This is a genomic window from Bradyrhizobium sp. USDA 326 (assembly GCF_049739485.1).
Classification (GTDB): domain Bacteria; phylum Pseudomonadota; class Alphaproteobacteria; order Rhizobiales; family Xanthobacteraceae; genus Bradyrhizobium.
On sequence record NZ_JBMGQA010000001.1, the window covers coordinates 2,920,689 to 2,935,734 of the forward strand.

12 protein-coding genes are annotated in these 15,046 nt (G+C 64.9%); 9 read left to right on the forward strand and 3 right to left on the reverse strand.

The annotated features are described in order from the left end of the window. Nucleotides 1-137 precede the first annotated feature (137 nt). From ABIG06_RS13925 to ABIG06_RS13940, 4 genes are all read left to right on the forward strand, one after another. The gene (locus ABIG06_RS13925; protein ID WP_370137145.1) at nucleotides 138-1,316 is read left to right on the forward strand and encodes a c-type cytochrome; all 1,179 of its coding nucleotides are present in this window, start codon (nucleotides 138-140) and stop codon (nucleotides 1,314-1,316) included. A gap of 153 nt (nucleotides 1,317-1,469) precedes the next feature. After that, the gene (locus tag ABIG06_RS13930; protein WP_370140837.1) at nucleotides 1,470-2,162 is read left to right on the forward strand and encodes a response regulator; all 693 of its coding nucleotides are present in this window, start codon (nucleotides 1,470-1,472) and stop codon (nucleotides 2,160-2,162) included. After that, on the forward strand, nucleotides 2,159-2,326 hold the full coding sequence (locus tag ABIG06_RS13935; protein WP_370137147.1) for a hypothetical protein: 168 nt from the start codon (nucleotides 2,159-2,161) through the stop codon (nucleotides 2,324-2,326). The genes ABIG06_RS13930 and ABIG06_RS13935 overlap by 4 nt, the downstream gene beginning before the upstream one ends. Further along, the gene (locus tag ABIG06_RS13940; protein WP_370137149.1) at nucleotides 2,326-3,021 is read left to right on the forward strand and encodes a response regulator; all 696 of its coding nucleotides are present in this window, start codon (nucleotides 2,326-2,328) and stop codon (nucleotides 3,019-3,021) included. Before ABIG06_RS13935 ends, ABIG06_RS13940 begins: the two co-directional genes overlap by 1 nt. A gap of 140 nt (nucleotides 3,022-3,161) precedes the next feature. Here ABIG06_RS13940 and ABIG06_RS13945 read toward each other — a convergent pair whose 3' ends face one another. Together ABIG06_RS13945 and ABIG06_RS13950 are read right to left on the reverse strand one after the other, a co-directional pair. After that, entirely contained in the window at nucleotides 3,162-4,514 is a 1,353-nt protein-coding gene (locus ABIG06_RS13945) for a hybrid sensor histidine kinase/response regulator (protein ID WP_370140838.1), read from the reverse strand. 5 nt (nucleotides 4,515-4,519) lie between these two features. Further along, on the reverse strand, nucleotides 4,520-5,686 hold the full coding sequence (locus ABIG06_RS13950; RefSeq protein WP_370137151.1) for an FIST N-terminal domain-containing protein: 1,167 nt from the start codon (nucleotides 5,684-5,686) through the stop codon (nucleotides 4,520-4,522). Between the two features lie 262 nt (nucleotides 5,687-5,948). On the opposite strand from ABIG06_RS13950, the gene ABIG06_RS13955 reads away from it, so the two are divergent. Then, nucleotides 5,949-7,988: a methyl-accepting chemotaxis protein gene (locus ABIG06_RS13955; protein ID WP_370137152.1), complete on the forward strand. Its 2,040-nt coding sequence runs from the start codon at nucleotides 5,949-5,951 to the stop codon at nucleotides 7,986-7,988. Between the two features lie 308 nt (nucleotides 7,989-8,296). Next, complete coding sequence (locus tag ABIG06_RS13960) at nucleotides 8,297-10,330, forward strand: methyl-accepting chemotaxis protein (RefSeq protein ID WP_424578302.1); 2,034 nt, start codon at nucleotides 8,297-8,299, stop codon at nucleotides 10,328-10,330. Nucleotides 10,331-10,473: 143 nt separating this feature from the next. Here ABIG06_RS13960 and ABIG06_RS13965 read toward each other — a convergent pair whose 3' ends face one another. Next, entirely contained in the window at nucleotides 10,474-10,848 is a 375-nt protein-coding gene (locus ABIG06_RS13965) for a DUF3175 domain-containing protein (RefSeq protein ID WP_370137154.1), read from the reverse strand. 179 nt (nucleotides 10,849-11,027) lie between these two features. On the opposite strand from ABIG06_RS13965, the gene ABIG06_RS13970 reads away from it, so the two are divergent. The 3 genes from ABIG06_RS13970 (at nucleotide 11,028) to ABIG06_RS13980 (ending at nucleotide 15,043) form a co-directional block, all read left to right on the forward strand. Then, nucleotides 11,028-12,515, forward strand: coding sequence for an MFS transporter (locus ABIG06_RS13970; protein WP_370140839.1), 1,488 nt, complete (start codon nucleotides 11,028-11,030; stop codon nucleotides 12,513-12,515). Between the two features lie 4 nt (nucleotides 12,516-12,519). After that, nucleotides 12,520-13,338, forward strand: coding sequence for a trehalose-phosphatase (gene otsB / locus ABIG06_RS13975; protein ID WP_370137156.1), 819 nt, complete (start codon nucleotides 12,520-12,522; stop codon nucleotides 13,336-13,338). A 241-nt stretch (nucleotides 13,339-13,579) separates the two neighbouring features. Further along, nucleotides 13,580-15,043, forward strand: coding sequence for a trehalose-6-phosphate synthase (locus ABIG06_RS13980; RefSeq protein WP_370137158.1), 1,464 nt, complete (start codon nucleotides 13,580-13,582; stop codon nucleotides 15,041-15,043). Nucleotides 15,044-15,046: the final 3 nt, after the last annotated feature.

A 15,046-nucleotide genomic window follows, 5' to 3' on the forward strand; every position in this document is an offset into this window, starting at 1 on the left:
GGGATACGCGCGCGCTTTCTCCAGACCGGAGTCGCGGCACCGGCCGAGGCTTGGCGCCGCCGCGCCTGGCGACGAGCTGCGGCCCAACACCGCCAAGGGAAATGCCAAGAAAACGCAAAACGGGAAGGGAGACGAGGATGCGTCCGAATCGTTCTGGCATCGGTGCGAGCCGACATCGCACCATCGCAGGCCTGCTCGCATGCGCCGCCGCGGCGCTGGTTGTTGCAGCCTCGCCGCTGCACGCCGAAGAGGCGCAACCGTTCCGTCTCTGCGCCGATCCGACCAACCTTCCATTCTCGAGCGACAGCCCGTCCAGGCCGGGCTTCTATGTCGAGATCGGGCAGGCCCTGGCGCGGGCGCTTGGCCGGCCGATCGCCTATGACTGGTACAAATCCTATTTCGGCAAGCGCACCGTGCGCGTCACGCTGCTCGGCAGGCAATGCGACGCCATGATCGGGCTGCCCCGGTCCGAGGATTTCATGGGACCGGCCGTGATCTTCTCCAACAGCTTCGCGAAGGAGGGCTATGCTCTCGTGGCCGCCAAGGGCCAGGCGCTCGGCGGCATCGACGCCCTCAGGGGCAAGCGGGTTGCCGTGCAGTTCGCCAGCACGCCGCAAAACCTGCTCGCGAGCCGCGACGACATCCAGAAGGTGACGGTGCTGTCGCCCGAGGAAGGCATGCAGGCGCTCGACCAGGGCAGGGCCGACGTCGCCTTCATCTGGGGACCGGTCGCCGGCTGGCTGAACAAGACCAGCTACAATGACCGCTATGAAATCGAGCTTACCGAAGGCGAAGGCCTGTCGTGGGATGCGGCCATCGGCTTTGCGAAGACCTCGATCGAGCTGCGTGACCGCGTCGATGCCGTGTTGCCGCAGCTTCAGGGCACGATCGGCGATCTCGCGGTGAAATACGGCCTGCCGACCGGCGCGCCGGTCCGCTTCGGCGCGGCGACGGCGGGAACGACCATTGGGACTGGAGCCGGCGCGGGCGTCGCCCAGGTCGCCAATGTCGTGGCGACCGAGACCAAGGGCGACGCGGTCGCGTCAGGCGCCCAGGCTGTCGGCGCGGGCAAGGAGATCTTCAACGGAACCTGTGCGCATTGCCACGGTCCCGACGCGATCCAGAGCGAGCGGAAGATCGATCTGCGACTGCTGCGTCACCGCTATGGCGACGAGATGCGCGAGAAATTCTGGACCACCGTTCATGAGGGACGGCCGAACAAGGGAATGCCGGCCTGGAAGGAGGTCTATACCGACGACCAGTTCGACAGCATCTATGCCTTCCTGCTGACGGTCCAGACCGAATCGAACGACTGAACGATCTTGACCGAACCGGATCGGGAGAATGTGGTAGCGTGCATCCAGCGCCATCCCGGCGCCGGACGGGTGCCGGATGGTTCTGCCTCTTCTGTTGCGACGGCCGAGGCCTGTCCGGTGCAGCATTCGGCGGTGCAGTCCTGTGAAGTCGCCATGACCTGCTTCCTGATCATCGACGACCATCCGCTGTTCCGCGAGGCGCTCGGCAATGCGGTGCGGCTGGCCTTGCCGGAGGCGCGGATCGTCGAGGCGATGTCGATCGAGGATGCCCTTCACATCCTGACGGCCGAGCAGGGCAAGGGCATCGACCTCGCGCTGCTCGACCTCCTGCTGCCGGATGCGACCGGCTTCTCTGGCTTTCTGCGTTTGCGCGAAGCCTATCCGCGCCTTCCCGTCGCCATCGTCTCGAGCGACGAGGACCAGCGCGTCGTCCGCGAGGCGCTGGAGCTCGGGGCCGCCGGCTATCTGCCGAAATCGATGTCGAAGCGCGAGCTGGCGCAATCGATCGAGGGCGTGCTGAATGGATCGGTGTCGGTGCCGAAGGATTTCGTGGCTGCGCCGCAGCGGCGCCGGGCCGAGGCCAGCAAGGCGCTCGAGGTCAAGCTGCGCGAGCTCACGCCGCAGCAGCTTCGCGTGCTCGATCTCCTGCGGCGCGGCTATCCGAACCGGCAGATCGCCCAGGAGCTTCAGCTCGCCGAATCCACGGTGAAGGCGCACATCACCGAGATCCTGCGCAAGCTCGGCCTGTTCAGCCGCAACAAGGCGATCATCGAGATCGGCAAGGTGGACTTGCCGGATCCGAAGGCCCGGCCCCACGCGCGAGCTGACCGCGGGCGGCCGCAATGACGCGCGATCTCGCGCTTGACATCGTGCTTGTCGCCGCGCTTGACCTGGATCAAGCCGGCCGGACCGGGCCGGGACATTCTCGTTCCGACTTCGGACCGGACGATCGTCTGGACAATAATCGGGGCAATCATCGGGGCAATCATCAGGGAACGGCTCGCGCGTGATGCGATTTCTGATTGTCGAAGACCATCCGCTGTTTCGCGAGGCGCTCGAGGGCGCGCTCCAGATGGTGGCGCCCGCGGCCGAGATCCTTCAGGCGACGTCGATCGACGGCGCGCTCGAACATGTCGCGGCGACCACCGAGCTCGATCTCATCCTGCTCGATCTGTCGATGCCGGGCACCACGGGTCTTTCGGGTATCATCCGCATCCGCAAGGCCTTTCCCAAAATTCCCGTCGTCATCGTGTCCGGGCATCAGGATCCGCAGATCATATCTGGCGCCTTGTCGCTCGGCGTCTCCGGCTACATCCTCAAATCGTCCTCGAAGCAGGAGCTGGCGCAGTCGATTGGCGAGGTGCTGCGGGGCGCAGTCTGTGTCCCTGCCGTCTATCGCGGGCTGGTCCGCCCGCAACGCGCCGCCGGCCCCGCGCAGGATCTCATCAGGCGCCTGCACGAGCTGACACCGCAGCAACTGCGCGTGCTCGAAATGCTCAAGCGCGGCCTGCAGAACAAGCAGATCGCCTATGAGCTGAACATTTCCGAGACCACCGTGAAGGTCCACGTCTCCGACATCCTGCGCAAGCTCAACGTGCTGAGCCGCACCAAGGCCATCGTCGAAATGTCCCGGATCGATTTCGCGACGCTGGCCGGCGAGGGGGCTCCGGCAAGGCGCGAGCATGCACCGCCAGATCGGCAGTGATCTGATTCGTCGCTTCTTGCCATGCGGGACGCGTCACAGGGGGCAGGTAATTCGTCCATGTCAAAGCCATAGAATGATGTAAAATGTTACCGGTACTGTGCATGGGGTTGTTTCGCGACTTTTGATGTGAGCCGCGCGCTTCAGCTCAGCAGGAACGACAGCAGCGCCCGCATCTCGGCGGGCTTGATCGGCTTCTTCAGCACTTCGAGGCCCTGCAGGCTCGCCTGCTTCGCCGCCTGCTCGGAGTAGTCGGCGGTGATGATCATGGCGGGCGTGTCGAGCTTCAAATGCTCCCGGACGTCGGCGATGGCCGACAGGCCGCTCTCGCCATGATCGAGATGGAGGTCGGCAATCACGACATCGGGCGCGCCGAGCTCGCTGAGGCGCACCAGCGCGTCCGCGGCTGATCGCATGGTCGCGACATCGCAGCCCCATCCCTCCAGCAACGCGGCCATCGCCTCCGAGCCGTTCGGATCGTTTTCGATCAGCAGGATCTTGGCGCCTTCGAGCCCGCTATAGTCGTAGGGCCGCTCGGCGAGGTTGACCTCCTGCACCTCGTCGTCGACCTCGGCGAGGTCGGCGCGCTGCAGCTCCAGGGTGAAGGTCGATCCCCTGCCGAGCTGCGACGACAGCCGCACCTCGTGCCCGAGCACGGTTGCGAAACGGCGCACGATCGAGAGGCCGAGCCCGAAGCCGGCCTGGTCGGTCGCAATCGCCTCGCCGCGCTGGAACTCGCGGAAGATCGCCTCCTGCTGCGCCTGCGCAATGCCGGGCCCGGTGTCGGAGACCTGGACGCAGATCCGGTCGCCGCGCGGCCGGCATCCCATCACGACGCCGCGGCTGCGGGTATAGCGAATGGCATTGGCGAGCAGGTTCTGCAGGATCCGCCGTAGCATCATCGCATCCGACCTCACCGCCAGCTGTGAGGTGCGGATGCGCAAGGACAGGCCTTGCCGCGCGGCGACCGGCTCGAATTCGTTGCGGAGCTGCTCGAACAGCGGCGCCAGCGCGATCGCGCGCACATCGGGCTTCAGCGCGCCGGCGTCGAGCTTGGCGATCTCCAGCAGCGAGCGCAGCAGGTCCTCCAGCATCACCAGCGAGCGGCTGGCCTGGTCGATCAGCACGCCCGCCTCCTGCGATTCCATCATCTCGGTCAGCGCGGACAGCGTCAGGCGCGCCGCGTTGAGCGGCTGCAACAGGTCGTGGGTGACCGAGATCAGCACCGAGGACTTCAGCGAGCTCGCCGCCTCCGCCTGCTGCTTGGCACGGTAGAGGCCCTCATTCGCAAGCTCGACCGAATGCAGCGCCTCGCGCAACTGGTGCGTCCGGTCGCGAACCTTGTGGTCGAGCGCAATCGCGGTTTCGAACAATGAAAAGGCGTTGAGCTGCTGGTCCATCGAGCGCTCGACGCGGGACATCAGGGCGGCATTGATTTTCCTCAGCTTGGCGGTCTCGCGACGCAGCTGGTCGACCGTTTCGGGGCCTTGCCACATGTCCGTCACGATGGGCGCCTTCCGATCGCAACCCCCGTGAAGGTCTGGTTCACATGCATGGAGCCGAACTGTTCGCCATAGGTGTGAAAGCCGACGACCCGATTCTGCCGGTACAGTTCGGACATGTCGCGAGCGAGCTGATGCTGCTCGGCGTCGAGCCGCCGGAACAGGCACTCGAAGCCGATGTAGAGCGAGACGTCTCCGATCTCGTCGTGGATTTCGGCGAAGGTCTCGCGGGTCGCGCCGACCAGGCTTCGCGATGTCGCCGCCGTCAGCACCATGCCCTCGTCGATGGCGCAGAAGAAATGCAGCGAGCCGTCCGGCTCGACGCGCTGGATCGAGCGCGCGTAATAGGAGCCGCCGACGCGGACCAGCACCGGATGCGAGGCAAAGGAGAACGGATCGAGCTTGGCGTCCATGATCCCGACTACGCGCGAATATTCCTGGGCCGCAGGCTCGGCGTTCAGCTCCCGGACCGTTCGGTTTTCGATGTCGGCTTCGGTGACCACCATCTTCTGCGGGCTCGGCTCGAAATTGTCGCACTTGAAGACGCGGAACGGCAGCGAGGTGTTCAGCAGAATCAGCAGGGCGGCATTGGTGTGTGCCTCGCCGTCGAATAACACCCAGGTTCTCTCGAAGCGCAGCCCATCCCCTGCGGACCCGCCGACAACAGGAATGTCGTCCAGCGATGCATAGATCGCGGACATCAGCGCTTCCTCGCGCCGGCACAGGCCGTCGATCAGGACCAGTCCGAACGGATTGCCTCGGCCGACCTGCGGCGTCGCGCGCAACAGCTCGTGCCGGAGCTCGACGCCGATCCGGCGGCCGTCCTCGACCTGGAAACTGTCGAGATTGAGGATGGGCCGCACCACCGCGGAGAAGTCGGCACGGTTGAACGCCAGCGCCACGACGCTGTTCTCGTCCCAGCCATCGGGGGCAAGCTCGCCCGCGGTGGTACAACCGCAGACCCGGGTGTCGTCGAACCGTCGGGTGATCTCGGCGATGAAGTGATGAGGATCGTAGCTCGGAGAGAGGAACACCAGGATCAGCGCCAACTCGTCGCAGGGGAGCTGGGCGGCCAGCTCGGCCACGGCTTCATCGACGCTCGCAGCCTTCGACTTGGCCACGGCAACGCCAGACGCACCGCCAAACCGAAAGTCGGTTTGCCCCACTCCGTTTCTCTCCTCGAGGACCAGCTCGGTCTAACGCCAAGTGCCTGATAAGTATTCAAGAGTAAGGCGTTTTCCGGTCAGCTGCAACATGGCCCCCGACCCCTTGCAATTCCGGACAAGCGTGTGGCGGAGCTCTCGTCGAGGGTGCGGGCCCGACGGATTTACCACCCCTTGACGATTCTGCCCTAATTTCCCGTACGGTTCGGAAGGGGCTGCTTCCGGGCCGCAGAATCGCTGCAAGAACATGAGCTGGGGGTTGGGAATGTCCGGGCGTATCGCGTCGCCGTCCAAGCGCACATTGTTTCCGACCCTCAGGTTCCGCGCAAAGATCATTCTCGGCTTCGCCGCCGTGCTGGTGATTTCCGCCGGCAGCATGGCTTTCTCCTATCTCGGCTTCGAGCGGGTCGCCTCCGGGGTCGGGTCGTACCGCAGCAGCGTTTCCGAGGCCGATCTCGCCCGCAACATCGATCGCGAGCTGCTGGCCTATCGTTCGGCCGCCCGTTATTTCGTGGTGACCGGCAAGGAAGACGACGCCAAGGCGGCGCTGGATACTGAAGGCAGCCTGAAGAACGCCATCGACCAGGCGGTGAAGGGCGCCAAGACACCGGCGCGGCAGGAGAGCCTCGACAAGCTCGCCAAGGAGTTTTCCAACTTCTCCGCGACCTTCGCAAAGGTGCTCCAGGCCAAGCGCGACAGTGCGCTGCTGGTGCAGAACCAGCTCAGTCGCAACGCCAATCTCTTGAAATACAAGCTCGACGATATCGGCAACAACGCCTCCGACTCCGAAGCGCAGGCGATCGAGTTCGGCACCAAGCAGGTCAACGCCCAGTTCCAGACGGCGAGTGCGGCGGCGACCAATTTCGTGCTGACCTCCGACCAGTCGATTGCCACCAGCGCGCTGGCGCGGCTGAAATTCGTCGAGAACTCGCTCGGTGCGATCTATTCCATGGACGACAAGGTCGTCGCCGGCCTGAAGGATGCCAAGGCGCTGCTGGGGGCCTATCGCGAAGCGCTGGAGAAGCTGATCGCCAATGCCAAGCTGGTCGATGATCTCGTCACCGAGATGAACGGCTTCGCCGGTACGATCCAGCAAGGAGCGACCACCATGAAGGCGGAGCTCCTCGCCGAACAGCAGCGGCTGGATTCGGAGTCGGAAGCGACCATCGGACAGACCGAGCAAATGGTGCTGATGCTGGCCGTTGGCGGCACCCTGGTTGGGATGGTACTGGCCTTCCTGCTCGGCACCGGCATCTCGCGTCCGATGATTGCGATGTGCAAGGCGATGCGCGAGCTTGCGTCGGGCAATTTCGACGTGGTGCTGCCCGGCCTCGGCCGCAAGGACGAGATCGGCGAGATGGCCGGCGCGGTCGAGGAGTTCAAGGTTCAGGCGGTCGCCAAGGCCGAACGCGACGCCGCCGCCAGCGAGGTCCAGAACCGGGAGCAGGCCGCAAGCCGCCGCGCCGAACTGATCCGCTTCGCCGACGATTTCGAGAGCGCGGTCGGCGCCATCGTCTCCAACGTCTCGGCCTCGGCCGTGCAGCTGGAATCGGCGGCTTCGACGCTGACCCGCACCGCCGAGACCACGCAGAGCCTGTCGAGCCAGGTCGCCGGCGTCTCCGAGCAGGCGTCCAGCAACATGCAGTCGGTCGCGACCGCGACGGAAGAGCTCTCGGCCTCGGTCGAGGAGATCGGCCGCCAGGTCCGCGATTCCAGCCGCATCGCCGAGGCTGCCGTGGTGCAGGCCAAGGAGACCGACGGGCGCATCGGCAAGCTGTCGCATGCCGCCCAGCAGATCGGCGAGGTGGTCAAGCTGATCACGGCGATTGCCGAGCAGACCAACCTTCTCGCGCTTAACGCCACCATCGAGGCGGCCCGCGCGGGCGAAGCCGGCCGCGGCTTTGCGGTGGTTGCGAGCGAAGTGAAATCGCTGGCGAGCCAGACGGCGAAGGCAACGGACGAGATCTCCTCGCACATCGCGGGCATGCAGGGCGCCACCGCCGAATCGGTCGCCGCGATCAAGGAGATCGGCGCGACCATCGGCCAGATCTCGTCGATCTCGACCTCGATCGCGAGCGCGGTCGAGCAGCAGGGCGCCGCCACCCAGGAGATCGCCCGCAGCGTCCAGACCGTGGCGCAGGGCACTCAGACCGCGGCCACCGATATCGGCCAGGTCAACCGCGGCGCCGCCGAGACCGGCTCGGCCTCGGAAGAGGTGCTGAATTCGGCCAAGACCCTGTCGAGCGAAAGCACCCGTCTTCGCGCCGAGCTCGACCGCTTCATGGCGAATATCCGGGCGGCATAGGTTCGCGGCCTCCGAGGTCCGCGCTGCCGCAACTCCGGTATGGGTCTTGGATCAGCGCTTCGCTTCCGCGCAGCGCTGCGCGCTGTCAGGAGGCTCGCCGGTCCCGGACGACAGCAGAGGATGGCGGCCGTCAATCTGTAACGGCGGGAGAAAGCGCGCCTTAACAATTCCCTTCGTCGCCTAACCGCCAGTTGCGGCGCCACAAATTTACTACAGCTTATCCTTTGCCCCGTAACGTGCAGAAGAGCCGGGAAGCGGGCTGCTTCCGGGTTGCGCCTGGTTTTCCGCGAATGGAATGGGGTGGGGGAATGTCTGCTACGTCGAAGTCGAGCAAATCGAAGCTGCCAACGTTGCGCTTTCGCGCAAAAATCATCCTCGGCTTTGTGGCGGTGCTAGCCATCCTCGCCGTCAGCATGGCGTTCGCCTATTTCGGCTTCGAACGAATCGCAGGTGCCGTGGCGTCCTACCGCACCAGCGTATCCGAAGCCGACTTGGCGCGAACGGTCGATCGCGAACTGGTCGCCTATCAGGGGCTGGCAAGGGCCTATACCCTGACCGGCGCGGCGGATGATGAGACCGCAGCCAAGGCCGCTGAAGGCAATCTGAAAGGCGCGATCGCCAAGTCGATGGCGGCGACGATCGGCGCCGCCCGCCGTGAGCAGGTCGGCAAGCTCGAGGCCGAGTTCCAGAATTTTACGAAAGTCTTCGGCGAGATCATCACTCTGACGCGCGAGAACAACAAGATCGCGGCCGACGAGCTCAACAGTGTCGGCAACAAGATCCGCTTCAAATTCGACGATCTCGCCGACACCGCGGCTCTGGCGGGCCTGAACTCGGTCCAGACCACGGCCAAGGACGTCACCTCGCAATATCTGGCGGTCTCCACCTCGGTCGGCGCCTTCGTGGCCAAGCCGGAGCCGAAGACCGCCGACGGCGTGATCGCCCGCATCAAGTTCCTCGAGACGCTGCTGGTCTCCATCTACGCGAATGACCAGAAGATCACGGACCGCGTCAAGGAGATCGGCGATCTCCTGAAGCAGTACCGCACCTCGTTCGCAAAGCTGAATGAGAACGTGAAGGTCATCATCAAGCTGAACGGCGAGATGACCAAGACGGCTGCGACCATCCTCAAGCTCTCGGCGGAGCTGCGTTCGGATCTGACCGCCGACCAGCAACGCATCGAGGCGAGCGCCAATTCCACCATCGTGGAAACCGAGCAGCTGATGCTGATGCTGGCGCTGGGCGGGCTGGCCGTCGGCACCGTGCTGGCCTTATGGCTCGGCAACGGCATCTCGCGTCCGATGATTGCGATGTGCAAGGCGATGCGCGAGCTTGCGTCGGGCAATTTCGACGTGGTGCTGCCCGGCCTCGGCCGCAAGGACGAGATCGGCGAGATGGCCGGCGCGGTCGAGGAGTTCAAGGTTCAGGCGGTCGCCAAGGCCGAACGCGACGCCGCCGCCAGCGAGGTCCAGAATCGGGAGCAGGCCGCAAGCCGCCGCGCCGAGCTGATCCGCTTCGCCGACGATTTCGAGAGCGCGGTCGGCGCCATCGTCTCCAACGTCTCGGCCTCGGCCGTGCAGCTGGAATCGGCGGCCTCGACGCTGACCCGCACCGCCGAGACCACGCAGAGCCTGTCGAGCCAGGTCGCCGGCGTCTCCGAGCAGGCGTCCAGCAACATGCAGTCGGTCGCGACCGCGACGGAAGAGCTCTCGGCCTCGGTCGAGGAGATCGGCCGCCAGGTCCGCGATTCCAGCCGCATCGCCGAGGCTGCCGTGGTGCAGGCCAAGGAGACCGACGGGCGCATCGGCAAGCTGTCGCATGCCGCCCAGCAGATCGGCGAGGTGGTCAAGCTGATCACGGCGATTGCCGAGCAGACCAACCTTCTCGCGCTTAACGCCACCATCGAGGCGGCCCGCGCGGGCGAAGCCGGCCGCGGCTTTGCGGTGGTTGCGAGCGAAGTGAAATCGCTGGCGAGCCAGACGGCGAAGGCAACGGACGAGATCTCCTCGCACATCGCGGGCATGCAGGGCGCCACCGCCGAATCGGTCGCCGCGATCAAGGAGATCGGCGCGACCATCGGCCAGATCTCGTCGATCTCGACCTCGATCGCGAGCGCGGTCGAGCAGCAGGGCGCCGCCACCCAGGAGATCGCCCGCAGCGTCCAGACCGTGGCGCAGGGCACCCAGACCGCGGCCACCGATATCGGCCAGGTCAACCGCGGCGCCGCCGAGACCGGCTCGGCCTCGGAAGAGGTGCTGAATTCGGCCAAGACCTTGTCGAGCGAAAGCACCCGTCTTCGCGCCGAGCTCGACCGCTTCATGGCGAATATCCGGGCGGCATAGGTTCGCGGCCTCGGAGGTCCGCGCTGCCGCAACTCCGGTATGGGTCTTGGATCAGCGCTTCGCTCCCGCGCAGCGCTGCGCGCTGTCAGGAGGCTCGCCGGTCCCGGACGACAGCGGAGCAGTCAGGGGACGCCATTCGGGCCTCACTCCTTCCCGAAGGCCCGCCTCAACTCGACCTTCGCGCGCTCCAGTCGCGTTCGCTGCGTCTTCGGCAGCGTCTTGCCGGCGCGGTTGATGTAGAATGTCAGCATCGACAGCGCCGAGCGATAGGCGCCGGTCTTGCGACGCGAGCTGTGCTCCGCCGAGCGTTTCAGGGAGGCTGCGATCTTCCGGGGATCCCTAAGCTTGAACACTCCGCGCTTGAGATCGAGTGCGTCGCTCTCCTGCGTCACCCGTTGCGACCAGCGCTTCGGTGCTGCACGGCGATTTGACCTCTTGCGCGTCGTGCTCGCCTTGCGACGCGCGGTGGTGCGCGCGCCAGTCTTCCTTGAATGTGTCGTCTTTCTGACGTGAGCCATGCGTCAACTCCTTGCGGCTCCATCGGAAACGAGCGGTGCCAACGGGCGTTCCCATGGGAACCTGGCCTCGCCGCAGGCGTTGTCGCAGGTGGCAGGCGAATTGCCGCACCCCGATGATCGGATCGACCCGTCCACATCGCGTGAGAGGGTCCTTTCCATTGATCAGACGCAACAACCCGATGGAATTGCAGCAAAGCCCAGCGCTGAACTATGCACCCGTAGTCCCGGCGGCGACCGCGACCGACCGTATCGTCGAGACCAGCATTCCCTCGCGGCTGGACGCGCTGCCGTGGAGCGGCTTCCACACCCGTGTCGTGCTCGCGCTGGGCATCACCTGGATTCTCGACGGGCTCGAGGTGACTCTGGCCGGTGCACTCTCCGGTGCGCTGAAGCAGAGCTCGTCGCTGCACTTCTCCAATCTCGACCTCGGCATCGCCAACTCCGCCTATCTGGCGGGTGCCGTGCTCGGTGCGCTCGGCTTCGGCTGGTTGACTGATCGCATCGGCCGCAAGAAGCTGTTCTTCATCACGCTTGCACTCTATCTCTCGGCAACGGCCGCGACCGCTCTGTCATGGGATGTCGCGAGCTACGCGCTGTTTCGTTTCCTCACCGGCGCCGGCATCGGCGGCGAGTACACCGCGATCAATTCGACCATCCAGGAATTGGTGCCGGCGCGCTATCGCGGCTGGACCGATCTCGTCATCAACGGAAGCTTCTGGATCGGGGCCGCGATGGGCGCCGTGGCGGCCATCGTGCTGCTCGATCCCGCGATGATCGGGCCCGATCTCGGCTGGCGCCTGGCTTATCTCATCGGCGCGACCCTCGGCCTCATCGTGCTGTTGATGCGAATGTGGATTCCGGAAAGTCCGCGCTGGCTGATGATCCATGGCCGTCCCGACGAAGCCCATGCCATCGTCGACGGGATCGAACGCTCGGTGATTGGGCATGATCAGGACCTGACGGACGGGCGCTTCACGAAGATACGCCTGAGGATGCGTGATCACACGCCGATCAGCGAGGTCGTGCATACGTTGTTCTCGGCCTATCGCCAGCGCGCGGTGGTCGGCCTCGTGCTGATGAGCGCCCAGGCGTTCTTCTACAACGCCATCTTCTTCACCTTCGCGCTGGTGCTGACCGACTTCTACGGCATCAGTGCCGATCACGTCGGCTGGTACTTGCTGCCGTTCGCGGCCGGCAATTTCCTCGGTCCCCTGCTGCTCGGCCGCCTGTTCGACACGTTGGGACGCCGCACCATGATCATGTTCACCTATGGCGCATCGGGCGTGCTACTGGCGCTATCGGGTTATCTGTTCTCGATCGGCGTGCTGAGCGCGCAAGGGCAGACCGTGGCCTGGATGGTGATCTTCTTCTTTGCCTCGCCCGCTGCGAGCGCGGCCTATCTGACCGTCAGCGAGACGTTTCCGTTGGAGGTTCGCGCGCTGGCGATCGCGGTGTTCTATGCGGTCGGGACCGGCATCGGCGGTGTGATCGGGCCGGCGCTGTTCGGCGCACTGATCGACACGGGATCACGCAATAGCGTGTTCGCCGGCTATTTGCTGGGGGCAGCCCTGATGATCGCGGCTGCGATCGTGGCGTGGCGCTACGCCGTCTCCGCGGAGCGCAAATCGCTCGAACAAATCGCGCGGCCGCTCGCCTTTATGGAGTAGACTGATGAAATCGGAACTTGCGGAGATGGCCTTGGACCAGAAGCGTACCATGCTGGATGACGATGCGTCCGAAGCGGTGCCGGTGCCGCATGCGCTGATGCCGCATCTCGACGAGATCGCCATCCTGCTCGACATCGACGGCACGTTGCTCGACCTGATGCCGACACCGCGCGAGGTGTGGGTGCCGCCGGGCCTGTCGGAAACGCTGGGCAGGCTGACCGAGCGTACGTCCGGAGCGCTGGCGCTAGTCAGCGGCCGGTCGCTCAACGACATCGACCTGATCTTCGCGCCGGACGTGTTCCGCGCCGTTGCGGGCCACGGCGCGGAGATGCGGCTGTCGGTGGACAACGAAGCGGATGATGTGCACGCGCCGCCGCTCGACAAGGAGCTGAAGCGACGCCTGGCCGCCATTGCCAAGCTCAGCCCCGGTATTCTGCTCGAGGACAAGGGCTATTCGCTCGCGCTGCATTACCGTCTGGCGCCGCATGCGGAGAAGGCGATCTACGAATCCGTCTCGTTGATCCGCGCCGACCTGCCAAATGCGCCGATCGAGGTGCTGCCCGGAAAGTTCGTCTGCGAGATCAAGCATTCCGGCTTCACCAAGGCGAGCGGCGTGCGCGAATTGATGAAGCACGAGCCGTTCAGGGGACGGCGCCCATTGTTCATCGGCGATGACGTCACCGACGAGACGGTATTCGCGATCATGCCCGACATGGACGGACTCGCCTTCTCGGTCGGTCGCCGCGCCATCGGTGTGAACGGACACTTCGAGGCGCCGAGCGACGTGCGCGCATTTCTCGCGCGACTGCTTGATCCGAGGTGAAACCAAGGCAGCGCCACTTCGCGGACATGAATATCTCTGGCGCAGCCCACTGCGCGCCGCGATGCCTGCTGCGCAGCAGGATCGGAAATGCTGTCTTTGCAACGAAATTCCAGGGTTCCGCAAGCGAAACCAGTTCCAACGCGCGCGCCCGATTTTGGTTTCAATTGGTTGAAACGATGATCAGGAACCATATTGATGAACGGCAGTTAAACGGGGTGGAATGAACAGGAGGGGACGACCTGTGAACTTAGTTGTCGTTTCAAATCGCGTCGCGCGCGGCAAACCCAACGAGCCCATGACGGGCGGCCTTGCCGCGGCACTGCTTCCCGTGGTGGAACATTCTGGTGCGATCTGGGTCGGTTCCTCCGGCCGGGTGCGTGATGGTCATCAGAAGGAACCCTTCGCAGAGATCGAGGCGCTCGGAACGGGTGCGATTGCGACGCTGGACCTGCCGGCGGCGCATTATGGCGGCTATTACGAAGGCTTTGCCAATTCGGCCCTGTGGCCGGCATTGCATTCGCGCAGCGATCTGATCCGCGTCTCGCGAGAGGATTATGTCAGCTATCGCGAGGTCAACGCCTTCATGGCGCGCGCTCTGCTGCGCTTCCGAAAAGCCAAGACAGCGTTCTGGGTGCAGGACTATCATTTCCTCGCGCTTGGCGCTGAGCTGCGCGACCTCGGCGTCGATGATCCGATCGGCTTCTTTCTCCATACGCCGTGGCCCGTCGCCGCGGTCGTGCAGGGCGTGCCCAACCATCGCGAACTGATCACGGCGATGCTTGCCTACGATCTGCTCGGCTTCCAGACCGAGGAAGATCGCCAGAATTTTCTCGGTTATGTCGGCGGTGAGCTCGGTTTCGCCATCGAGGATGGCGTTGCGATCTCGCAGCATGGGCGCACGCGCTGCGAAGTGTTTCCGATCGGAATCGATGCGGAGAAGTTTGCGCAATACGCTGCGAAGTCCGCCTCGCATCCCGATGTGTCGCGGTTGCGGCGCAGCCTCAACGGCGAGCGGCTCGCGATCGGCGTCGACCGGATCGACTATTCGAAGGGGCTCGTCAACCGCATCAGCGCGTTCGACCGGCTCTGGACCGAGCAGCCGCAGTTTGCGCGCAGCATCTCGCTGCTCCAGATCGCCAATCCCTCGCGCGGCGGCATCGAAGCGTATGGCACTCTCCAGAACGACGTCGCGCGCCTCGTGACCGACGTCAACGGCCGTCATGGCGAAGTCGACTGGACGCCGATCCGCTATCTGAACAAGGGCTTCAGCCAGGCCGTGCTCGCGGGCCTCTACCGCACGGCGCAGATCGGCGTGGTGACGCCGCTGCACGACGGCATGAACCTCGTCGCCAAGGAATATGTCGCCGCGCAAAACGCGGCCGACCCCGGCGTGCTGGTGCTGTCGAAATTCGCAGGCGCCGCCAACGAGCTCGACGCCGCATTGCTGGTCAATCCGCACGATATCGACGGTATGGCGCATGCGATCGCGGTCGCGGCCGCCATGCCGCTCACCGAGCGCAGGATGCGCTGGGATGCGATGATGAAGAAGCTGCGTGGCCACACCATCCAGCAATGGTCCGCCGACTTCGTCGCTGAGCTCGAGAAGTGCCGGACGGAGAAGGCGGCGGCCGCCCCGCTCGCAGCCCAGCCGCCGCAGGCGCTGCGCTGGCTGAAGTCCGCGATATCAGGCGTGCGGTTGATTTAGGAT